This window comes from Streptomyces sp. NPDC127092 (assembly GCF_042722475.1).
Taxonomy (GTDB): domain Bacteria; phylum Actinomycetota; class Actinomycetes; order Streptomycetales; family Streptomycetaceae; genus Streptomyces.
The window spans coordinates 42,913-63,740 of record NZ_JBHXFE010000001.1; the positions used below are offsets into that span (position 1 = coordinate 42,913).

The 20,828-nt window shown below is 73.2% G+C and carries 18 protein-coding genes; 9 read left to right on the forward strand and 9 right to left on the reverse strand.

Going from position 1 to position 20,828, the window contains the following annotated elements; all coding sequences use genetic code 11:
* Positions 1-84: 84 nt before the first annotated feature.
* Both ACFWJO_RS00200 and ACFWJO_RS00205 read left to right on the forward strand, forming a co-directional pair.
* Positions 85-5,571, forward strand: a complete 5,487-nt coding sequence (locus ACFWJO_RS00200) for a trypsin-like peptidase domain-containing protein (protein WP_386862572.1) — start codon at positions 85-87, stop codon at positions 5,569-5,571.
* Positions 5,572-5,658: 87 nt separating this feature from the next.
* Positions 5,659-6,762, forward strand: coding sequence for a trypsin-like serine peptidase (locus tag ACFWJO_RS00205; RefSeq protein WP_386862573.1), 1,104 nt, complete (start codon positions 5,659-5,661; stop codon positions 6,760-6,762).
* 92 nt (positions 6,763-6,854) lie between these two features.
* On the opposite strand, the gene ACFWJO_RS00210 is transcribed toward ACFWJO_RS00205, so the two are convergent.
* Positions 6,855-7,541 carry an HAD family hydrolase gene (locus tag ACFWJO_RS00210; protein WP_386862834.1) on the reverse strand — a complete coding sequence of 229 codons (687 nt, stop codon included), beginning with the start codon at positions 7,539-7,541 and terminating at the stop codon, positions 6,855-6,857.
* 135 nt (positions 7,542-7,676) lie between these two features.
* Here ACFWJO_RS00210 and ACFWJO_RS00215 point away from each other — a divergent pair, with 135 nt between their 5' ends.
* The 6 genes from ACFWJO_RS00215 (at position 7,677) to ACFWJO_RS00240 (ending at position 14,019) form a co-directional block, all read left to right on the forward strand.
* Complete coding sequence (locus ACFWJO_RS00215) at positions 7,677-8,210, forward strand: carboxymuconolactone decarboxylase family protein (RefSeq protein WP_386862574.1); 534 nt, start codon at positions 7,677-7,679, stop codon at positions 8,208-8,210.
* A gap of 134 nt (positions 8,211-8,344) precedes the next feature.
* The gene (locus ACFWJO_RS00220) at positions 8,345-8,806 is read left to right on the forward strand and encodes a GreA/GreB family elongation factor (RefSeq protein ID WP_386862575.1); all 462 of its coding nucleotides are present in this window, start codon (positions 8,345-8,347) and stop codon (positions 8,804-8,806) included.
* 449 nt (positions 8,807-9,255) lie between these two features.
* Positions 9,256-11,772, forward strand: coding sequence for an ATP-dependent Clp protease ATP-binding subunit (locus tag ACFWJO_RS00225; RefSeq protein WP_386862576.1), 2,517 nt, complete (start codon positions 9,256-9,258; stop codon positions 11,770-11,772).
* Between the two features lie 162 nt (positions 11,773-11,934).
* On the forward strand, positions 11,935-12,567 hold the full coding sequence (locus tag ACFWJO_RS00230) for a DNA polymerase ligase N-terminal domain-containing protein (protein ID WP_386862577.1): 633 nt from the start codon (positions 11,935-11,937) through the stop codon (positions 12,565-12,567).
* Positions 12,564-13,487: a non-homologous end-joining DNA ligase gene (ligD, locus tag ACFWJO_RS00235; RefSeq protein ID WP_386862578.1), complete on the forward strand. Its 924-nt coding sequence runs from the start codon at positions 12,564-12,566 to the stop codon at positions 13,485-13,487. The genes ACFWJO_RS00230 and ligD overlap by 4 nt, the downstream gene beginning before the upstream one ends.
* Before the next feature lie 16 nt (positions 13,488-13,503).
* Entirely contained in the window at positions 13,504-14,019 is a 516-nt protein-coding gene (locus ACFWJO_RS00240) for a hypothetical protein (protein ID WP_386862579.1), read from the forward strand.
* Positions 14,020-14,107: 88 nt separating this feature from the next.
* Here the strand turns inward: ACFWJO_RS00240 and ACFWJO_RS00245 are convergent, their stop codons facing one another.
* The 7 genes from ACFWJO_RS00245 to ACFWJO_RS00275 form a co-directional block, all read right to left on the reverse strand.
* Complete coding sequence (locus ACFWJO_RS00245) at positions 14,108-15,136, reverse strand: Ku protein (protein WP_386862580.1); 1,029 nt, start codon at positions 15,134-15,136, stop codon at positions 14,108-14,110.
* Positions 15,137-15,219: 83 nt separating this feature from the next.
* On the reverse strand, positions 15,220-15,858 hold the full coding sequence (locus tag ACFWJO_RS00250) for a contact-dependent growth inhibition system immunity protein (RefSeq protein WP_386862581.1): 639 nt from the start codon (positions 15,856-15,858) through the stop codon (positions 15,220-15,222).
* A gap of 8 nt (positions 15,859-15,866) precedes the next feature.
* Entirely contained in the window at positions 15,867-16,217 is a 351-nt protein-coding gene (locus ACFWJO_RS00255) for an RNase A-like domain-containing protein (protein WP_384411023.1), read from the reverse strand.
* A gap of 13 nt (positions 16,218-16,230) precedes the next feature.
* The gene (locus ACFWJO_RS00260) at positions 16,231-16,533 is read right to left on the reverse strand and encodes a WXG100 family type VII secretion target (protein WP_384411020.1); all 303 of its coding nucleotides are present in this window, start codon (positions 16,531-16,533) and stop codon (positions 16,231-16,233) included.
* Positions 16,534-16,591: 58 nt separating this feature from the next.
* Positions 16,592-16,999, reverse strand: coding sequence for a WXG100 family type VII secretion target (locus ACFWJO_RS00265; protein WP_386862582.1), 408 nt, complete (start codon positions 16,997-16,999; stop codon positions 16,592-16,594).
* Positions 17,000-17,035: 36 nt separating this feature from the next.
* Entirely contained in the window at positions 17,036-17,695 is a 660-nt protein-coding gene (locus tag ACFWJO_RS00270) for a hypothetical protein (protein ID WP_386862583.1), read from the reverse strand.
* A 10-nt stretch (positions 17,696-17,705) separates the two neighbouring features.
* Entirely contained in the window at positions 17,706-19,421 is a 1,716-nt protein-coding gene (locus ACFWJO_RS00275; RefSeq protein ID WP_386862584.1) for an RNase A-like domain-containing protein, read from the reverse strand.
* Between ACFWJO_RS00275 and ACFWJO_RS00280 the strand changes: the two genes are divergently transcribed.
* Positions 19,414-19,764 carry a hypothetical protein gene (locus ACFWJO_RS00280; protein WP_386862585.1) on the forward strand — a complete coding sequence of 117 codons (351 nt, stop codon included), beginning with the start codon at positions 19,414-19,416 and terminating at the stop codon, positions 19,762-19,764. The two genes, ACFWJO_RS00275 and ACFWJO_RS00280, sit on opposite strands and share 8 nt — an antisense overlap.
* 167 nt (positions 19,765-19,931) lie before the next feature.
* Here the strand turns inward: ACFWJO_RS00280 and ACFWJO_RS00285 are convergent, their stop codons facing one another.
* Positions 19,932-20,816: a geranyl diphosphate 2-C-methyltransferase gene (locus ACFWJO_RS00285; RefSeq protein ID WP_386862586.1), complete on the reverse strand. Its 885-nt coding sequence runs from the start codon at positions 20,814-20,816 to the stop codon at positions 19,932-19,934.
* Between the last annotated feature and the right edge of the window lie 12 nt (positions 20,817-20,828).

The following is a 20,828-nucleotide window of genomic DNA, read 5'->3' on the forward strand; positions in this document are numbered from 1 at the left end:
GATTGCGGGCGCCTGCGCCCGGCGGGACGATGACAGCAGCGAGCAGGTGTCCCCATCGGCGCGGGGACACCGGGCAGGTGCGTCATGCCGCTCACCGAGACGGAGTGGGGTCTCGTCACCAGCTGGGTGCGGGACCATCTCCTCGACGATCCCGATCCGCGGGCCGCGCTGCTCCGGACCCCTCTGACCGCGGAGTTCGTGGCCGGTCTGCCGCTCACCCCTGACCGGGAGGCCAACGCCCGGGTGGTGGTGGCAGCGGCACGCCGGGACATCGCGGACCAGCGCAGACTGCTCGACGCGCTGGCCCGGCTCGACGTCCTCGACCGGCTCGACGCCATCGACTCCGTCGGCCGCGGCATGGCGGTACGGGCGCTGCGCGGCCGGCTGCGCGAGGACGAGGAGGTCCGGCACTCTGCGCGCGACCCGTTCGAGGCGGTGGTCCTGCGGAACGGCAGCGAGGTGTTCATCGGCCGCGCTGAGCTGCGCGGCACGCTGCGCAGGTTCGTGGCGGACCCGGAGCAGACGGTCCTGGTGGTGGACGGGGAGCCGGACAGCGGCCGCTCGTACACGTACCGGCTGATCCGCCATCTGGGGCAGCACAACGAGTTCCGTCCGGTGCGGGTGACGCTGACGCGGACGTCGACGGCGGAGCGGCTGGTGGCGCGGCTCTGGGAGTTCGTGGCGGGGCCGGAGGCGGACGGATTCCCGTTGAATCCGACACGGTTGAACGATCCACTGCCCTCGATCGACGACGCGGTGCACCGGATCGTGAGCCGGGCGACGGCCGCCGAGGACCGGTTCTGGCTGGTGCTCGACGAGTGCGACGCGCTCGATCCGAACTCCGACGTCTGGGACTGCATCGGCAAGCTCGCGCTCGCGATCTACGAGCACACGCCGGTGCGGAAGGAGACCGTGCCCCGCCTGGTGCTGCTCGGCTACTCCACGACGCTGCACCAGCTCCCGTACGACATCAGGCTGAACGAGTGCCACGACACGGCGGTCCCGGCCGGTCCGGACGAACTGCGGGACTTCTTCGTCCGGTTCTTCCGCGAGAGCTCCGGCGCCCCGGACGCCGACCTCCCGCCCGGGCTCGTGGAGAGGACCGTCACGGAGGTGCTGCGGGCGGTCGACTCGGCGGACCCGGCCGAGAGTTACATGCGGCGGGTGTGCACGGCGGTCGAGGAGGCGGTACGGATCCATCTCCGCCTGGGGCCCGGAGAGGACTTCACCGCCCGGCTCCGCACCGCATTGGGCTCCCCCGTGGCGCCCGTGGTGTCCGCCGTGCCCGAGCTGCGTCGCGCCTACCGTGAGGCCGCCTGTCTCCTGGACGCCTTCGACCCGGCAGAGCTGCGGCTGCCCGGCGAACGCGAGGCGAGCGGCCTGGCCCTGCAGCTCGTGGACGACTGCACGGCCCTCGCCACCCCGCAGCGCTCGGTGTGCTGGGTGCTGGCCCCGGAGGTCCGGGCCGAGACCCTGCGCGGCCTCGCGGGACCCCGGGCCGCCCTGACGGTGCTCGCCGCCAACGCCGACGCGCTGCCGGCGGACGCGGGCGTGGCACGCGCCGCACTGGCCCTGCTGGCGAACGCGGATGCTCCGGGACGGCCGGGCGGGACCCCGGCCGGCACGTGGCCCGGCACCGCGTCGGGTCACCTGTCGTCCGCCCCGGCCGACGCCGCGACGGAAGCCCTGCTCGCCGACGCGGACGTGGAGAAGCTGTCCGACGTCCTCCAGGCGGTGCTCTGGCTGGAGCAGGTGCCGGGTACGGCCGGACTCCTGCCGTCCGTCGAGGACCTGCAGCGCCGCCTGGAGCGGGCCCGGCTGCTGCAGCCGCTGCGGCTGCTCGTCCGCGACACCTTCCACGGCCGTACGCGCGAACTCGACGCACTGCGCGGCTACATCGCACTGCCGACCGAGCCGGCCGAGCCGCCCGTGCTGCTGTACGGCATCGGCGGCATCGGCAAGAGCACCCTGCTCGCCCGCTTCCTCCTGGACAGCCTGCGCGAGGCCGCGCCCGAGGGGTTCCCCTTCGCCTACATCGACTTCGAGCGCCCGACGCTGTCCATCCACGAACCCTCCACCCTCGTCGCCGAGGCGGCCCGGCAGCTGGGCATCCAGTACCCGGACCACCGGGAGGCCTTCGACTCGCTCGCCGACCGCTGCGGAGAGACCGCCAGCGTCCAGCGCGGCGAGCGCAACGAGCTGGACGAGCTGTCGCGGCTCTCCGCGACCCGCGCCACCTACGGCCGCGACTACTCGGCCGGCTTCCACTCCCGCGCCAGCGCCCGCGAACAGGACCTCGCCCGCGAACTGGCGAACCTGGTCGCGAAGGCGGTCGCCACCCCGCCGGGCACGATGGAGCCGCCGCTGGTCATCGCGGTCGACTCGTTCGAGGAGGCCCAGTACCGCGGTTCGCCGCTCATCTCCCGCATGTGGGCGGTGTGGACGGCGCTGCGCTCCGCCTATCCGCGGCTGCGGTGGGTCGCGGCGGGCCGGGCGCCCATCGACCACCCGGCCCGGGTCCTCACCCCCCGCACCATGGAGCTCACGGAACTCGACGAGCAGGCCTCGGTCGACCTCCTGATCTCGTCCGGCGTCAAGAACGAGACGGTGGCGCACGATCTGTACGCGCAGGTGGGCGGCCACCCGCTGAGCCTCAGGCTGGCGGCCCGTACCGCGGTCTCGCTCGGCGAGGACGCCGAGTCGCTCGGCGAGCTGCTGCACGGCGTGACGTCGCGGCGGCGGCTGCACAGCAGCGTGGACCAGATGCTGATCCAGGGCACGCTGTACGACCGGCTGCTCAACCACATCGCCGACCCGGCCGTGCGGGCCCTCGCCCAGGCGGGTCTCGCGCTGCGGGTCATCACGCCGGAGCTGGTGCGCGAGGTGCTCGCGGAGCCCGCCGGGCTGGCGGAGCCGTCCGTCGCGGAGGCGGGGCGGCTGTTCGGGCTGCTGACCTCACGGCTCGACCTGATGGAGTCGGCGGGGCCGCGGACGATCAGGCACCGGCCCGACCTGCGCTCGATCATGCTGCGGCTCTCCGACGGCGCGCGGACCGACCTGATGCGCGCGGTCGACACCCGCGCGGTCGACTGGTACGCGGCCCGCGACACCGTCCGTGACCGGGCCGAGGAGATTTACCACCGGCTGCGCCTCGGCGAGAACCCCCGGACGGTCGAGGCCCGCTGGCTGCCGGGCGTGGAGCAGCACCTGGCGGGCGCCGAGCGGGACATGGCGCCGCGTTCGGCCGCCTTCCTGCTCGGCCGGATCGGCGGGCACGTGCCGGACCACATCATGGCCGAGGCCGACCAGGAGGACTGGGAGCGGATCACCGCCCGCGAGGTCGAGGACCTGCTCACCCAGGGCTACGTGGAGGCGGCCGCTCAGCGGCTCGCCGAGCGCCGGCCGTGGACGCCGTGCAGCAGGCTGCACGCCCTGCTCGTGGAGACCCTGGCGCGCTCGGGGCGGGCGGAGGACGCGCGGGAGACGGCCGAGCGGGCGGTGGACCGGGCGGAGGAGGCGGGCTGTGCGGAGACCCGTCTGGAGCTGCTCCAGCTGTCCGCGCGGCTCGCGCAGGACGCGGGTGACTTCGCCGACGCCGACCGGGACCTCCAGGAGGCCGAGGACGTGGCGGCGGGGCTCGGGCTGCCCTACGAGTCGATCGGTGTACTCGTGGCCAGGTCCCGGCTGGCCGCCGCGGCGAACGTGAACTCGGAGGAGACCGACGCACGGCTCGCCCGGCGGCTGCGCGGGCTGCCCGACGAGGACCTGGCCCGGCAGCCGGCGCTGGCCCGCGCGGCGGCGGTCTCGGCCTGCCGGGTCGACCCGCCGGCCCTGGCCCGCGCGCTGCGCCTGGTGGGACTGCCGGAGGACGACGAGGCGGTGGTCTCGGCCCTCGCCCGCTGGTTCGACACGGCGATGGCCGACGAGCCGCAGCTGCGCGAACCGCTGGCCCGCATCCTGGAGTCGGCCGCCGCCGGCGCTCCGGCGGCCGGTGCTCCGGCGCCCGGGGCCCCGACGACCGGCACCTCGACGGCCCGCGCTCCGGCGGGTGACCCTGGCATCGGCGGCGGGCCGGCCCCCGCGCCCGGCACGCCCGCCGCGTCCGGGCACGCGCCCGCCCACCTGCCCGCGTCCGGGTCCGCGGCCGCCGCCGCGTCGGGCGTCTTCACCCCGCCGATGCCGCCCGACCGGGTCGAGGAGGCGCTGCGGGAGGCGCGGCGCCACGGCACCCTGGACAGCCTCGCCTGGCGGGCACTGACGCTCGACGACCGCAGCGGCGATCTCCTGGTCGGCGTCGCCGCCGCCGTCGAGGCCGGCTCGGTGCTGCGCGACCGCGGCAGCGGCCCGGGGTACGGGCCGGTGCCGGGCGGCACGGACCTGGTGGGGCTCACCCCGCCGCCGGACCAGGCCGAGGCGGCGTGGCGGGAGGAGCCGTACCTCAGCTCCGACGAGCTGCTCGGCGTGGAGAACGCGGCCATGGAGGCGGGTCTCGCCGACCGGGCGCTGCGCCGCCGGCTGTTCACGGGGATCAAGGACCACTTCTGGATGGCGCTGCTGCCCCAGCCGACCCCGTTCCGGCAGCTCCAGTCCGACCTGCGGACGATGAACCGGGTCGAGCGGCTGATGGAGGGCGAGGTGCCGCTGGAGCTGTGGCTGCGCAACGCCATCGGCCTGGCCGCCGACCTCGGCGCGGTCGCCGTCTTCCAGCGGGCGCTCGACCACGTGGTGCGGGACGCGGCGGGCGAGCCCGAGCTGCCGGACGAGCTGCTGCTGCCGGAGTTCAAGGAGGAGATCGTCGTCCGGGACGACATGGTGCCCTTCGAGTTCCTGTACGAGGGCTTCGTGGCCGGCGCGGCCGTCGCCCGCGTCACCGTGCCTCCGTACGAGTCGGGGCAGCAGCTCCACCCCGCGTACCCGCACGTCGGCACCGGCTGGCTGATCGCACCCGGACTGCTCGTCACCAACCACCATGTGGTGAACGCCCGTAACGGCATCGGCGGCGGGCGCAAGCGGGTCGCGGAGGAGGACCTCCAGCTCCAGGTGCGCAACTCCCGCTCGCGCTTCGACTACGGCGCCGACCAGGCCGAGACCGAGGAGGCCACGGCCTCGGAGCTGGTCGCCTGGGACGAGCAGCTCGACTACGCCATCCTGCGTCTGACGACCGCCCAGCCGGAGCGGATGGTGCTGCGGGTGGCGACCGCGCCCTGCGAGGCCCGGGGGAACGCTCCGCAGGCGGTCAACATCATCCAGCATCCCAAGGGCATGCCGAAGCGGGTCGCGCTGCGCAACAACCTGGTGTACCAGGCGGATGACAAGAACCTCGCCTACTTCACCGACACGCAGGGCGGTTCCTCCGGCTCGCCCGTCTTCACCGACCGCTGGACGGTCGTCGCGCTGCACCGCGGGGCGCGCCGGGTCAGCGACCTCGACTACCAGGGACGGACGACGGCGGTGGTCAACGTCGGCACCCAGTTGAGCTGCATCCTCGCCCATCTACGGGAGAACCGGCCCGAGTTGTACGAGGAGATCATGGCGGCGCAGGCGGCGCTGCCGCGGGAACCCGAGCTGTGACGGGCGGAGGACGATGGGCGGACCCGACCGGCGAAAGACGGCAGGCGACAGGCGACAGGCCCAGGTGCCAGGCGGAGGTGACGGGAGATGAGCTACGGATCACGCAGCGGCTCGCACAGCGGGTCGCCGGTCGCGACCGGCCCCGAGCAGGTCTTCGGCGACCTGGGCGAGGTGGCCGCGCGGGTGCGCGGCCGGCTCGAACAGGAGCTGGAGATCCAGGAGTCCGCCGAAGAGCTGCCGCCCGGTGCCGCCCCGGCCGCCGAGATCGGCCGCTTCGCCCAGGAGGAACGGGCCCGGGTCCTGGAGGCCGGGGTGACCGGCCTGGAGAAGCTGGCCGAGGGCCGCGCGGAGGAGATCGACGAGGACGAGTACTTCGGGGTGGAGGCGATCGTCCTCCTGGAGGGCCGTCCCGCCATCCTGGTGCAGGGGCAGGACTTCGCCTCGCAGGAGGGCGACTGGTCGGTGCTCGACGCGAGCCGGGCCGCGATCCGCGAGTCCATCGCCCGGGTGGGGCGGGTGGAGGTCACCGGGCACCACAGCCTGGAGTGGATCGGCACGGGCTTCGTGGTGGGCCCCGAGGCGGTGATGACCAACCGGCACGTGGCGGCCGAGTTCAGCCGCGCCGAGGGCGCGGGCTGGACCTTCCAGCAGGGCATGACCGCCCGGGTCGATCCCGGCGAGGAGCTGCCGGCGCACCAGGCGCCCGGTCCGGTGCCGGCCGCCGGCCCGCTGCCGTACGAGGTCACCGAGGTGATCGGGATCCATCCGGACGTGGACATGGCCCTGCTGCGGATCGCCCCGCCGGACGGCGAGCCGCTGCCGTCGCCGCTGGCGGTCGCCGCCGACGCCCCGGCGAGCCTGCCCGGCCGGCCGGTGTACGTCATCGGCTATCCGGCTTGGGACGGGCGCCGCAACGAGCCGGAGTCGATGCGGCGGATCTTCATGGACATCTACAACGTGAAGCGGCTGCAGCCGGGGACGGCCACCGAGTTCACGCCCGGCGGCCTGGTGATGCGCCACGACTGCTCCACCCTCGGCGGCAACAGCGGCTCCCCGGTCTTCGACCTGACGGACCACCGGGTCCTGGGTCTCCACTTCGGCGGCCGCTACCGGATCGGGAACGTGGCCGTGCCGCTGTGGGAGCTGGTGGACGATCCGCTCCTCGCGCAGGCGAAGGTCAACTGGGTCTGAGCGGCGGGGGGGCGAGGCGCCGGTAGGGGTGCCGGGTCGCGAGCCCGGCGTGATCGGCGAGGCGCCCCTAGGGCCTGTCCGGCGGACAGGCCCTAGGCCGTGCCGCCGAGCAGACCGAAGACCGGGAGGAGTCCGTGCGGGCGGCGGTCGACGGGCAGGTGGTCGACGTAGTGCACCCGGGCGCCGAGCGCCTCGGCGCCTCCGTCGGCGCGGCGGTCGTCGCCGACCATCAGGGTCTCGGCCGGGGTGAGGCCCAGCCGTTCGCACGCGAAGCGGAAGATGGCGGGGTCGGGCTTCTGGACGCCGACCTCGAAGGAGAGGGCGTAGACGTCGACCCAGGCGTCGAGGCCGTGCGCGCGGAAGACCGGGCGCAGGTCCCACCCGATGTTGCTGACCACGGCCACGGAGACGCCGCCGCGGCTCAGTTCGCCGAGGGTGCGGGCGGTGTCGGGGTAGGGCTGCCAGGCCTCGGGGCGCTTGTGGCGTTCGTAGAGGGCGTCGGCCAGGGCCGGGTCGGTCACGCCGGCCTCGTGCATGAGGGCGGTGTACGCGGCGCGGTGCCGCTCGGCGTCGAGGTCCCGCTCCCGCCACAGCTTCTCCAGCCGCCCGGGCACCCGCACCGGTGCCGGGCCGCCGGGCAGGGCGCCGTAGTGGGTGAGCCGTTCCACGGTGCGGGCGAACTCGTCGCCGGAGAGCCGGACCTCGGCACGGGCCAGGACGGCGTCCAGCCAGTGGGCGATGGACTCGACGCGCAGCAGGGTGCCGGAGAAGTCGAACATGACGCCTTTGATCACCCCTCGATCGTAGAACGGCCCGCCGGGAACTCCCGTACCGACTCTCGCGTTATACCCCCGTAGGGTATGCAGTGCAGCCCACGCGGACCGCAGACACCGTACGTACGAACAGGAGGCAAGGTGCGACGACTGACCGCGCTCCGGCCCGAGCAGGCCACCGGCAAGGCGCGCGAACTGCTCGCCGACATCGTCGAGCGGCACGGCTCGGCCGGCGAGATGGTGTCCACGATGGCCCACTCACCGGCCGTCCTGGAGGGCTATCTGAGCCTGTCCCGGGCGATGAAGCGGGTGAGGATCCCGCGGCCGCTGAGCGAGAAGATCTCGCTCGCCGCGCAGGAGTGGATCGGCTGCGGCACCTGCCGCGAGGCCCATGTGGCGGCGGCCCGCGACGCGGGGCTGACGGAGGACGACATCGAGCTGGCCCGCCAGGGCACCTCGACGGACGCCCGCGAGGCGGCGCTCATCGCGGTCGCCCTGCGCGTCCTCGCCGAGCCGGGCACGCTGGCCGACGAGGACGTGGCGGAGCTGCGGGCGCACGGCTGGAGCGACCGGATCATCGCCGAGGTGGTCGGCGTGGTCACCCTCAACCTGCTGACCGGCGCCTTCAACCTGCTGGCCGGCATCCAGCCGGAACCGGCGGAGGCGGACGCCTGACGGGACGGCGGCCGGGGCACCCTGGCGGGCCCGTCAACCGCGGTACCGGATTGCCGGGGGTGACGGGCGGTGCGGTAATGGAGACGCCGGCCCTCCGGCCGCGCGTCCCACCGGACACCGAGCAGGGAGCAGGTATGACCGACGGTCCCGAGCCCATCAGTGCCGACGCCCTCCGGGCACTCCGGCAGGAGCTCGCCGAACTGCGGGCCGAACGCCGGGCGGTGGCCGCCACCCTGCGTGACGACAACCCGGTCGGCGACCGGGCCGACGACGCCGACGAACTGCGGCGCGCCGACGACCTCGACCGGCTCGACCGGGAGATCGCGGGGATCGAGGCACGGCTCGACGAGGGCGCGGCCGCCCCCGCGCCGTCGGCCGCCGAGGTGGGCGTGGGCAGCACCGTCACCGTGCGCTTCGAGGACGGCGGCGAGTCGACCGTGCACCTCGGCGAACTGGCGGACGCGGACGACCCGGCCCTGGTGACCTCGGACAGCCCGCTGGGCTCCGCGCTGCTCGGCCGGCGCGCCGGCGACACCGTCACGTACCGGACGCCCGGCGGCCCGATGAGCGCGGTCGTCGTCTCCGTCGGCGACTGAGGGCGACTGAGGGACGGCTGGGTTCCGAGCGGTGCCGGGTCGCCCGGGCGGCGGCGCGTCGGAGCTCCCGCGGGCCCCATGTGCATCGTGTACTCCGTGTGCTCCGTGTGCCCCGTGTGCCCCGTGTGCCCCGAGTGCTCCGTGTGCGTCGTGTGCTCCATGCGCTCCATGCGCTCCGTGTGCTCCGGGGAAGTGCGCGCGCCGTTCACCCTTCCGCCGCGCGGGCAGGTCGCCGTACGGCCGGGGACCGCGGCCGTGACGGACGGTGACGTACGGCCTGATATGCGCGTTTCCGGCCGCCTCGGGCCGGTGCGCCAGGACCCGCCGTCGCCGGTCCCACTCCGGTCCTGGACCCCGCGTTGCGGGGCCGTAACGGCCGGGTTTGAGTGGGTGTGACCCCCACCCGGACAGGCGCGCGGTGGGTGACCCCACCCCGTCAGGAGCTTCAGATGTCGATGGCGTTCGGTTCGCCCTTCGGTTCCTCCGATCCGTTCAGCGACCTGCTGAACCGGTTCTTCGGTATGTCGCCCGCGTCCTCGCCCCCGGCCGTCCAGCGGGTGCCCATCGGGCGCCTCCTGACGGAGTCCTCGCACGAACTCCTCAACCAGGCGGCACGGAAGGCGGTCCAGGACGGCACGACCGACCTCGACACCGAGCACCTGCTGTGGGCGGCCACGCAGGTCGAACCCTCCCGCCGGATCCTCGACGAGGCCGGGGTGAGCCCGGACAAGCTGGCCGAGCAGATCGCCCAGCTGCTCCCCCGCGAGTCCCGCGAGCCGTCCGCCGAGCCCGGGCTCACCCCGGCGGCCAAGCGCACCCTCGCCGCCGCCCACGCCTACGCCCAGGCCTCGGGCGTCTCGTACATCGGCCCCGAGCACATCCTCGGCGCCCTGCTCCGCGACCCCGACTCGGGCGCCACCCGCTTCCTGCGCGCCGAGGACCTGGACGTGCAGAAGCTGCGGGGCCTCGCCGAGCAGGCCTCGCGCCCGGAGAGCGCGCCCGCCGCGCCCAGGGAGCCGGCCACCACGCTGGACGAGTTCGGCCGTGACCTCACCGAGGAGGCGAAGGCGGGCCGGCTCGACCCGGTGGTCGGCCGGGCCGAGGAGATCGAGCAGACCGTGGAGATCCTGTCCCGGCGTTCCAAGAACAACCCGGTGCTCATCGGCGAGCCCGGTGTCGGCAAGACCGCCATCGTCGAGGGCCTCGCCCAGCGGATCGTGGCGGGCGAGGTGCCCGACACCCTCAAGGACAAGCGGGTCGTCTCGCTCGACCTGTCCGGGATGGTGGCGGGTGCCCAGTACCGCGGCCAGTTCGAGGAACGCCTCAAGAAGGTCATCGAGGACGTCCAGCGCGCCGAGGGCGAGACCATCCTCTTCATCGACGAGCTGCACACCGTCGTCGGCGCGGGCGCCACCGGCGAGGGCTCGATGGACGCCGGCAACATGCTCAAGCCCGCCCTCGCCCGCGGCGAGCTGCACGTCGTCGGCGCGACCACCATCGACGAGTACCGCAAGCACGTCGAGAAGGACGCCGCGCTCGAACGCCGCTTCCAGCCCGTCCTGATCCCCGAGCCGACGGTCGAGGAGACCGTGCAGATCCTCGAAGGACTGCGGGACGCGTACGAGGCCCACCACCAGGTCCGCTTCGCCGACGGCGCCCTCGCGGCGGCCGCCGAGCTGTCCGACCGCTACATCAGCGACCGCTTCCTGCCCGACAAGGCGATCGACCTCATGGACCAGGCGGGCGCCCGGGTCCGGCTGCGCAGCGCGGGCCGCTCCACCGAGGTCGTCGGCCTCGAGGACACGCTCGCCCGGCTCCGCCGCGAGAAGGACCAGGCGGTCGCCGGCGAGGAGTTCGAGAAGGCCGCCGAGCTGAAGCAGCGGATCGCCGAGGCGGAGGGCGAGCTGGCGGGCATCGAGGAGCGCCGGGAGGGCGTCGTGTCGGTCACCGCGTCCGACATCGCCGACATCGTCTCCCGTCGCACCGGCATCCCCGTCTCCCAGCTCACCACGAGCGAGAAGGAACGCCTCCTCAGGCTGGAGGAGGAGATGCACGCCCGGATCGTCGGCCAGGACGAGGCGGTCACCGCGGTCTCCGAGGCGGTCCGCCGCAACCGCGCGGGCATGGGCGACCCGAACCGCCCCGTCGGCTCCTTCCTCTTCCTCGGCCCCACGGGCGTCGGCAAGACCGAACTCGCCAAGACCCTGGCGGAACTGCTCTTCGGCGACGAGAACCGCATGATCCGCTTCGACATGAGCGAGTTCCAGGAGAAGCACACCGTCGCGCGCCTCGTCGGCGCGCCTCCCGGGTACGTGGGGTACGAGGAGGCCGGCCAGCTCACCGAGAAGGTGCGCCGGCAACCGTACAGCGTCGTGCTGTTCGACGAGGTGGAGAAGGCGCACCCGGACGTCTTCAACACGCTGCTGCAGATCCTGGACGACGGCCGGCTGACGGACGGCCAGGGCCGCACGGTGGACTTCCGCCACTGCGTGGTCATCATGACGTCCAACATCGGCGCGCACCGGATCCTCGCCCACGAGGGCGACGCGGCGGAGCTGAAGGACGAGCTGATGGAGGACCTTCGGGGCCGGTTCCTGCCGGAGTTCCTCAACCGCATCGACGACATCATCGTCTTCCACAGCCTCACCGAGCAGGACCTCACGCGGATCGTCGAGCACCTCCTCGACCGCAGCGAGCACCGGGTCCACGCCCAGGGCCTCCGGCTGGAGGTCACCGAGTCGGCCAAGAAGCTCCTCGTCGCCCACGGCTACCAGCCGGAGTTCGGCGCCCGCCCGCTGCGCCGCACCATCCAGACCGAGCTGGACAACCGGATCGCCTCGCTGCTGCTGGGCGGGGAGGCCGATCCCGGCGACACGATCGTCGCCGACGTGATCGGGGACTCGCTGCACTGCACCATCCGCAGGAGCGGGGATGCCGCGGCGGAGTCCCGAGCGGCCGCCGGGTGAGCGAGGAGTCGCCAAGTGACCGAGCAGCCGTCACGGGACGGAGCACCGCCGCGGGCGGAGCAGCCGCCGCGGGCGGAGCAGCCGCCGCGGGCGGAGTAGCCGCCGGGGCACGGGGTAGCCGCCGGGTGACGGAAGCCGATCTCACGTCGTGAGGAGGAGACCGTGGGTCCCACGCGCGCGCTCGACGAGTACCACCGGCGCCGGGACTTCTCCCGGACCGCCGAACCGCGTGGCGGAGACGCGGCCGCGGCACCCGGCGAACCGCCCTCGTTCGTGGTCCAGATCCACGACGCGACGGCGATGCACTTCGACTTCCGGCTGGAGGTCGACGGGGTGCTGCGGTCCTGGGCCGTGCCCAAGGGCCCCTCGGCCGATCCGCAGGACAAGCGCCTCGCCATGCCCACCGAGGACCACCCGCTGGACTACCGCGACTTCGAGGGCGTGATCGCGCCCGGCGAGTACGGCGCCGGCACGGTCATCGTCTGGGACGAGGGCACGTACCGGAACCTGTCCGAGGACCGGCGCGGCCGGGAGGTCCCGTTCGCCGAGGCCCTGGACGGCGGACACGCCTCGTTCTGGCTGGACGGCCGGAAGCTCCACGGCGGCTACGCGCTGACCCGTATCCGCGGCGACGGCTCGGGCCGGGAGGCGTGGCTGCTCGTCAAGCGCGCCGACCGGCGGGCACGGGAGAACGGCGGCACCGATCCGCACCGCGCCCGTTCGGCCCGCACCGGCCGTACGCTGCGCCAGGTCGCCGGCGACCACGAAGGCGCCGGGAACGGGCAGGGGTCATGAGCGCGGCGCGCGGCACGGCGGACGCCGTACGGGTCGGACGGCGCACGGTCGAGGTGCCGCGCCCCGACAAGGTGCTGTTCCCCGCCGACGGGCTGACCAAGGCCGACCTGGCCGACTACTACCGCCGGGTCGCCCGGCACATGGTGCCGCACCTGCGCGGCCGCCCGCTGATGCTGGAGCGCCACCCCGACGGCATCGACGACTCCGGCTTCATGCAGAAGGACGTGCCCGAGCACTTCCCCGACTGGCTGGCCCGCACCGAACTGCCCAAGGCGGACGGCTCGGTCACCTACGCCCTCTGCGACGACGCCGCCTCGCTCGTCTACCTGGCGGGCCAGGCCTGCGTCACCCCGCACCGCTGGCTGTCCCGCGCCGACCGCCCCGACCACCCCGACCGGCTGGTCTTCGACCTCGACCCGCCGGGCGACGACTTCGCGTCCGTGCTCCGGGCCGCCCGCCGGCTGCGCGCGCTCCTCGACGACCTGGAGCTGCCCTCGCTGCCGATGACGACCGGCTCGCGCGGGCTGCACGTCGTGGTGCCGCTGGTGCGCCGGGACACCTTCGACGAGGTACGGGCCTTCGCGCGCGAGGTCGCCGAGCTGCTGGCCGCCCGCCACCCGGACGAACTGACCACCGCGGCACGCAAGAAGGACCGCCGAGGGCGCCTCTACCTGGACGTCCAGCGCAACGGCTACGGGCAGACCGCCGTCGCCCCCTATGCCGTACGGGCCCGTCCCGGCGCCCCCATCGCCGCGCCGCTGGACTGGGCCGAGCTCGAGGAACCCGGCCTCACGGCGCGCCGCTGGACCCTGCGGGACGCCGAGGAACTGCTCGACCGCGAGCCGTGGCGCGACGCGCCGCGCGGCCACTCCGCCGGGGCGGCGCGACGGCGGCTCGCCGCACTCGGCGAAGGCGGGTGAGCGTGCCGTGACGCGCGTGACGGTCGAAGGAAGCGAGATCGTGGTCCGGCTCGGACCGCGCGAGGCGCTGGCCGCCCGGCGCCGCACGCTACGGCTGCCCGTCTCGGCGCTGCGCGCCGTCGGCGTCGAGAGGAGCTGGTGGCGCGTCCTGCGCGGCGAGGCGGCCCGCGGCGTGTGGCTGCCGGGCCGCTGCGTGGGCGAGCGGCAGGGCCCGGCCGGCCGGGACTTCGTGGCGGTACGGGCCGAGGCACCGGCCCTGCAGATGGACCTGGGCCCGGCCTCGCCGTACGCCCGGGTGGCCGTCTCGGTCCCCGACCCGGAACCCACCGAACGCGCCCTGCACGTGTTCGTGCCGAAGGACGCGGTGGAGCCACTCGACCGGCCCGAGCAGACCGACGGGCCCCAGCCGACCGACAGGCCCCAGCCGACCGACCAGCCCGAGCCGACCGACCAGCCCGAGCCGACCGACCGGCCAGGTCCCACCGACCGGCCCGAACGGACCGACAGGCCCGAGGAGACCGATAGACGGTAGGGCTGTCTTCCCCCCCAGGCACATCAGCCCCCTCCTCACTACCTCACTACTCCAGGCCCTCCTCAGGCACACTCGGCCACCCTCACCCTCAGGCGGCCTGCCGCCCTGCCCGCTCCAGGGCCTTGATCAGCTCGTCGCGCTTCATGCCCGAGCGGCCGGGGATCCCGGCGGCCGAGGCCCGCTCGTACAGCTCGGCCTTGGTCAGCTCGGAGAGGCCGGACTCCTTCCGGCCCCGCTTGCCCTGGCCCTTGCCCTGACCCTCGCCCTGGCCCTTGCCTTTGCCCCGGCCCTGGCCCTGGCCCTTCGTACCCTCGTCCCGCGTGACCTCGCCCCGCCTGCCACGGGCCCGTTCGACGCTCGCGCGCAGCGCCTCGGTCAGGTCGATGACGTTGGTCGCCTCCGCCGCGGGCTCGGCCTTCTCGACGGTCTCGCCGGCCTTCTTCGCCTGGATCAGGGCGGCGACCTTGTCGCGGTAGGTGTCGTGGAACTCCTCGGGATCCCAGTCCGTCGCGAGCGCGTCGATCAGCTGCTCCGCCATCCGCATCTCCTTCGCGCCGGCCGAGGTCCGGGACGCCGGCAGGTCGGGAACCTCCTCGCGGGGGTTCCGGATCTCGTCGGCCCAGTGCAGCGTGTGGAGGGTCAGGATGCCCTCCTCGGACTTGAGGGCCACCAGGTACTCGCGGCCGCGCATGACGAAGGTGGCCACGCCCGCCCGGTTGGTCTTCGCCAGGGCCCGCTCCAGCAGGGCGTACACCTTCGCGTACTCCTTGCTCTTGGGCCCCAGGTAGTAGGTCCGGTCGAAGAAGATCGGATCGATGGCGTCCAGGTCCACGAACCCGCTGATCTCCAGCGCCTTCGAACGTCCGGGCGCGATCTCGTCGAGCTCGTCGGGCTCGACGAGGACGTACTCGTCACCCGTGTCGAAGCCCTTGACGATGTCGTCGAGCTCGACCTCCTCGCCGGTCCGCTCGTTCACCCGCCGGTTGCGGATCCGGTCGGAGGTCCCGCGCTGCAGCTGGTGGAAACGCAGCGTGTGCGCGGAGGTGGCGGTGTACAGCCCGACGGGAACGCTGACGAGCCCGAAACTGAGCACCCCGGTCCATATCGGTCTGGCCATGCCACTCACCACCGCGGCCGTACGGCCCCCGCTGCCTCAGCGACTGCCCGCCGTGCGCCGGGGGGAAACGGCCGGCCGCCGGCTCAGCCGCGCAGGCGCAGGGCGAGGGACGTGAGCCAGGCTCCGGGAGTGTAGGAGGCCGGCGGCACGACCTCGGCACCGAGGGCGGCCAGGGCGAGGGCGAACTCGTCCTCCTCGAGGGGCAGGGCCAGCAGGTCGTGCAGCTCGCCCGTCAGCTGGGCGACGAGCCCCGCGTCGGTGCCCTCCAGGTAGTCGGCGAGGGCCGCCTCATGGTCGCCGAACTCCTCCGGCATGTCTTGCGAGAACCAGCCGCCGAGCAGCTGCGCGAGCTCGGGGAAGCGGGCCCGCCATTCCCACGGCGTGGCGGGCGGGGCCGGCGGCGGCGCCTGGCCGTTCGCCAGGCTCTCGTCGAGCCGGTCGGCGAGGCCCGTGAGCCAGTCCCGGATCTCCTCGGGCGGCAGGCCCACGTCGGGCAGCCGGTAGTACTCGCCGAGCCGGAGCCGCAGCCGCCCCGGCGGATTGTCCGCGTAGACGCGCAGCTGCTCGGCGGCGACCGCGATCGCCCAGGGCCGGGTGCGCCAGGTCTGCCGCAGATAGCCGGTGACCGCCTCGGGGGCGTGCGGGCCGAGGCCCAGGTGGGCGCGGACGACCTGGTCGAGCTCGCCGTACTTGCGGTCGTGCTCGGCGGGGTTCAGGGACACGGGGGCCTCTACAGGACGACGGGCAGGGAGGAGTGCACGGTGAAGGGGTACGCGCCGGGCTCGCCGGACGTGTTCCGGCGGAGCACCACCCGGGCCGCGCGCACCGGGATCGGCTCCTGGCCGGTGAGGGCCATCCCGGTGGTGAGCAGCGTGCCCACCGGATCGGGGCGCGAGGGCCAGGCGGCCTCGATGACGAGCCGCTGCCGGGTGGACTGGGCGAGCCAGCGGTGGATGACCTGCTCGTTCAGGGCGATCACCTGCTGGGTGGCCCACTGGGCCGTCGCCCGGTCGGGGAAGGTCGCGGCGCGGTCGGCGCGGGCCGGGACGGGCGGTGCGGCCGGCGCGGACGGCTTCGTCATGTCAGGGGTCACGTCAGGCACCGCCCCAGCCGCGCAGGGTGGCCCGCTGGGCGGCGGAGTAGTTGGCGTGCCCGGTGGTGACGATGGCGTGCAGCCACTTCTGCGCGGCCTGCAGGTCCTCCATCTGCCGGTCCCAGCGGTCGAGCTCGTCCACGAAGGCCTCGCGTGCCTCGCCCTGCCAGGCGAGGACGACCGGCACCGTGCGGTCGTAGAGCGCACCCAGCTTCTCGTTGAGCTTCTTCACGATGTCCTCGAGGTCGCCGGCTATCTCGCGCAGTGCGACCAGATCGACGGTGATCGAGCCGTCGTCGTTCACGATTCCCCCTGCCTTGCTGACGTGCGGATGTGCCGATGTGCGGATGTGCGGTGGGCGTTCAGAGGTCGTTGATCCTGCTGGTCGGCGTCGCCGCGCCGCCGGCAGCGCCGCCCGGTACCTCGCCGGACAGTTCGCGCACCTCGGCGTCGATGTCGACCTTCTTCATCTCGGCCCGGAACTGCCGCAGGATGTCCAGCTCCTGGCGGGTGAACCCGTCCCGGCTCATCCGCACGGCCTTCGCCAGGACTCCCAGGATCTCCCGGACCCGCACAGCGTCCGCACCGGCCTCCCGGTGCAGCTTCCGGTAGGCCGTCGCCGCCTCGCTGCGCCACCGCGCCTCGGCCCGGTCGACGATCGCGTCCATCCGCCGCACCTGTCCGTCGATGTGCGTCCGCATGGCGTCCAGGTCGTCCGCGAGACGCTTCAGGTCCTCGTCGGTCACGTCGAGGTTCGGCTCGGTGGGCATGGTGACGGCTCCTTCCGTGGCGATGGGGTGGGTGGGTCAGTGCTGCTCGGCGAAGTGGGCGTGGACGGCGTCGAGGAGCAGCCGCAGCCGGGCGCTCGTCACCGACGGCATGACGGGTGCGAAGGCCGCGTCGAGATCGGCGGGCGAGCGGAACATGCACAGCAGGCGCTGGAGCTGGCCGGCGAGATCCGCGATCCTGCCGTGGCAGTCGGGGTGGTCCATGGCGACCAGGTCGCGAGCCTCCGCCTCCGGGTCCCTGTCGTACTCACCGGTGGGCAGCTGCGACGCGAACTCGTTGACGACGTCGAAGCGGGCCAGTGCCTCCCACTGCGAGAGCGGCAGTTCGTCGTAGCCCGGGCGGTCGGCGAACCAGGGGTCGCGGACGAGCTCGGCCAGCGAGCGCAGGAAGGCGTCGACGGGCTCGTCGCCGGCCGCCCGGGCGAGCCGGTCACGGAAGGCGGCCGGCCTGGTGCCGAACCGTTCCGTGCCGTACTCGTCGGCCAGTGCGTCGAGGAGCGAGGCCACCACGTCGAAGGGCATGACCCAGGCGATCGCGTGGGAGTCCTGCATCAGCCGTGAGAAGCGCTGGAGTTCGTCCTCCAGCGGGGCGGCCCCGGGGTTGCGCGAGGCCACGGCGAGGTCGACGAGGCGGGCGATCACCCCGCTGGTCAGGACGGCGTCGGTGGGTTCGGTCACCTGACGCATGTTAAGGGGCCTTCGGATAGGCGGTGAGCACGTAGAAGGACTTCGACTCCGGCGAGTAGGCGAGGACCACGTGCACCGTGTGGACGTCCTTGGCCTGGGCCTTGTAGCCGTCCGCGGCGAAGTCCGCCTGGCTGACCGAGGTGCCGACGGGCACCGGCTGCCCGTTCGCGTCCGTGACCGGGAAGTCCCAGGCCTTGACGGATCCGGGCTTGAAGGTGCCGTCGGCGACCTTGCGCTCCTGGTTGCGCATCCAGGTCTCCAGCTCGGTCTTCTTCGACGGGTCGTTCACCGCGGTCTGCACGTACTGCTCGGCGGACGAGAGGTCGCGGAAGGTCGACGCGTCGGCGCCGCCCTGGTCGCGCAGCCGGTGCATCAGCTGCTGCGGGGTGAGACCGATGTGCTTGTCGATCGTGTGGGCCTCCTTCCCCTCCCGCAGCGCCTCGGGCGGCGGTGGCTGGAAGTCGTTGCGCTCCCACTCCATCGACGCGAGGTCGATGCCGAACCTGGCGTTCGGGTCCCGCGACTGCTCGTTGAGCGGGACGATCGACCGGTCGAACTCGAAGAGCGAGCGCGATCCGAAGGCCTCGGCACGCGCCGACTGCGACTGGAAGGTCGGCACGGCGCGCGAGGCCTCGCGCAGCGGGTCGAGCAGCTTCTTCACCACGTCGATCTGTGTCCGCAGCGAGGCCTCGTAGGTGTCGACGGCCTTGTTGACGGCGTCCGTGTCGATGCTGGCCATCACCGCGGCGCCCAGGCCCTTCCACATCTTCTTGAGGCGCTCCACGAGGCCCCCGAAGTCCCGGATGTCGGTGATGTCGAGGAGCGCGACGGCGTCCTTGATGGCCTTGTACAGGATCTCGCGCAGCTCGGTACGGACCTTCTCGGCGGCCTCCGCGTACGAGCGGATCGCCTGGGCCAGCATCTGGGCCGTGGTGCCGAGGACGCCGAAGACCGGGAGGCTGGTGCCGGCGCCGGTCGCCGGCTTGTGCCCCCATTCGTAGCCGACGGTGCTCTTGCCCCAGGCCGTGGTTCCCCACAGCGACGACACGAACTGCAGCATCGCCTTGTGCCAGTCCGCGTTGGAGTTGTCCGTGATGGCGTCGATGGTGCCGCTGAGCTGTCCCTGGATGATGCCGATGCCCGTCTGGTACGGCAGCCAGGCCTGGGAGAGCTCGTTGACCTTCAGGTAGTTCGGGAGCGGCAGGATCTCCAGCGCGCGGCCGGTGCGCAGCGCCTGCTCGATCACCGTGCGCATGAGGGAGCCGGGGATGTCGCCGTCGTCGAAGATGTCGGCGAACTCGTCGACGGCGTTGCCGTCGCGCACGCCGAACGGCGGCGGCGCCGTGTACGCCGGCGGCGAGGTGATGACCTGTGGCGGCGCCTGCGGCGCGAAGGGCGGATTGAGCGGGTGGGTGGCCGCGTCCGCCTGCCGGAAGTTGTTGGCCGTGGTGGTGAAGCCGACCGCCGCGCCGCCGATGGCGACCACGGCCTTGGCGTGTACCTCCAGGAGCAGGGCGACGACCGCGGCGTACTGGTTCGCGAACTCGACCGTGACGGTGCCGGATCCGCCGACCTTGGAGTAGCCGGAGTGGACGTCGAGGAACTGCGTGAGCGCCTTGTGGAACGACTGCTGCTCGACGGCGAGGGCCGATGCCACCTGGTACAGGTGGAACGGCTGCACGTCGAAGCCGCCGGGAGCCGTCCACGGGTTGGACACGGCGGGCGGGGTCGCCGGCGGCAGCTGCGGCGGCGGGCCGGAGTGCGGCGGGGTCGGCGACGCCTGCGGGCTGGGGGACGGCGTCGGCTCGGGGCTGGGCGTGCCCGAGGACGGAGCCGGCGACGGCAGCTGTGAGGTGCCGGGTGTCGGCGTCGTGGTGGGCTGCGGGCTCGGACTCGAACTCGGACTGGGGCTCGAGCTCGGGCTGGGGCTCGGCGGCGCGGTGGCGGTCGCGCTCGGGCTCGGCGTGGGCGTGCTCACCGGCGGGCCCCGCCCGTTCCGTGCGCCACGCTCGCCGCGCGGGAGTGCGCGTACGTGCTCGTGCCCCGTTCCCGTCCCATGAGTCCCCCCGGCTCCGTTCCGTCTGCAAACGAAGCTAACAAGGGGAATCATGAAATCGCATGAGCGGAAAGGCCGTTGGGCGGATGTTGGCCGGATCTCACCCATGACGGAGCCGGGCCTGTCCGAAAAGGGGGCAGACCCGGCTCCTTTCCGCCGGTGGGGCGGCGGTCAGACGCGGTCGGCGGCGATCAGGAGGTACTGGAAGGAGCCGTCCTTGTACGACTCGATGAAGGCCTCCTCGATCCCGGTGACCAGCGAGGACGTGGCCCGCAGCTCCCAGTAGGGCAGGGTCTCGGCGGTCAGGTCGACGACGGCCTGGGGAACCAGACGGTTGTCGGCCATGGCGCGCAGGTACTCGCGGCGGGAGTGGATGTTGCACTCGAAGTGCGCGTTGATCTGGGAGACCCACTTCGAGGGCTGGCCGTAGCGCGGGTTCCAGCAGCCGGTGATGGTGACGTAGCGGCCGCCGACCGCGAGGACCCGGGAGTGCTCGGCGAAGAGGTCGTGCAGGTCGACGTACATGCTGGACTCGTTGTTCCACGAGCCGGCCATCTGCCCGGTCTCGAACGGGGTGTCGAGCATGTTGCACACCCGGGCGTGGACGTGGTCCTCGATGCCGATCTCACCGGCCCGCCGGTTGGCGAAGTCGGCCTGCTTGGCGGAGAGGGTGACGCCCTCCACCTTGCAGCCGAAGCGCTGGTGGGCCATCACCATCGAACCGCCGCGCCCGCAGCCCGCGTCCATGAGGGTGTCGTCGGGGTTGATGGTGCCGAGGTGGTCGAGGAGCACCTCGGCCTGGGCCGACTCCAGCCGGTGCAGCTCGGCGATCAGCTTCTTCTCGTACTCACTGTCCTCGGGGTCGCCGAGGGACGCGTGGTCGATGGCGCCGATGCCGTAGTGGTGGTGGTAGAGCCCGTCCACATCGCCGAGACGCAGGTTCACGGGCCTGGCCTCGTTGTTCCAGTAGCGGGCGATGTCCCCCTGGTAGGGCGTCGCGGGCGCGGGGACGAACGTGGAGGTGCCTTCGGCGGTGGTGAACTCGGTGCTGGTCACAGATAAAAGTCC

Bases quoted from the DNA above. Each gene is read 5' to 3' on its own strand.
- ACFWJO_RS00255 (WP_384411023.1), bottom strand. From the start codon at position 16,217: ATGACGAAGCCGTCCGCGCCGGCCGCACCGCCCGTCCCGGCCCGCGCC.
- ACFWJO_RS00245 (WP_386862580.1), bottom strand. From the start codon at position 15,136: ATGGCCAGACCGATATGGACCGGGGTGCTCAGTTTCGGGCTCGTCAGC.
- ACFWJO_RS00210 (WP_386862834.1), bottom strand. From the start codon at position 7,541: ATGTTCGACTTCTCCGGCACCCTGCTGCGCGTCGAGTCCATCGCCCAC.
- ACFWJO_RS00205 (WP_386862573.1), top strand. From the start codon at position 5,659: ATGAGCTACGGATCACGCAGCGGCTCGCACAGCGGGTCGCCGGTCGCG.
- ACFWJO_RS00265 (WP_386862582.1), bottom strand. From the start codon at position 16,999: ATGCCCACCGAGCCGAACCTCGACGTGACCGACGAGGACCTGAAGCGT.
- ACFWJO_RS00225 (WP_386862576.1), top strand. From the start codon at position 9,256: ATGTCGATGGCGTTCGGTTCGCCCTTCGGTTCCTCCGATCCGTTCAGC.
- ligD (WP_386862578.1), top strand. From the start codon at position 12,564: ATGAGCGCGGCGCGCGGCACGGCGGACGCCGTACGGGTCGGACGGCGC.
- ACFWJO_RS00220 (WP_386862575.1), top strand. From the start codon at position 8,345: ATGACCGACGGTCCCGAGCCCATCAGTGCCGACGCCCTCCGGGCACTC.
- ACFWJO_RS00200 (WP_386862572.1), top strand. From the start codon at position 85: ATGCCGCTCACCGAGACGGAGTGGGGTCTCGTCACCAGCTGGGTGCGG.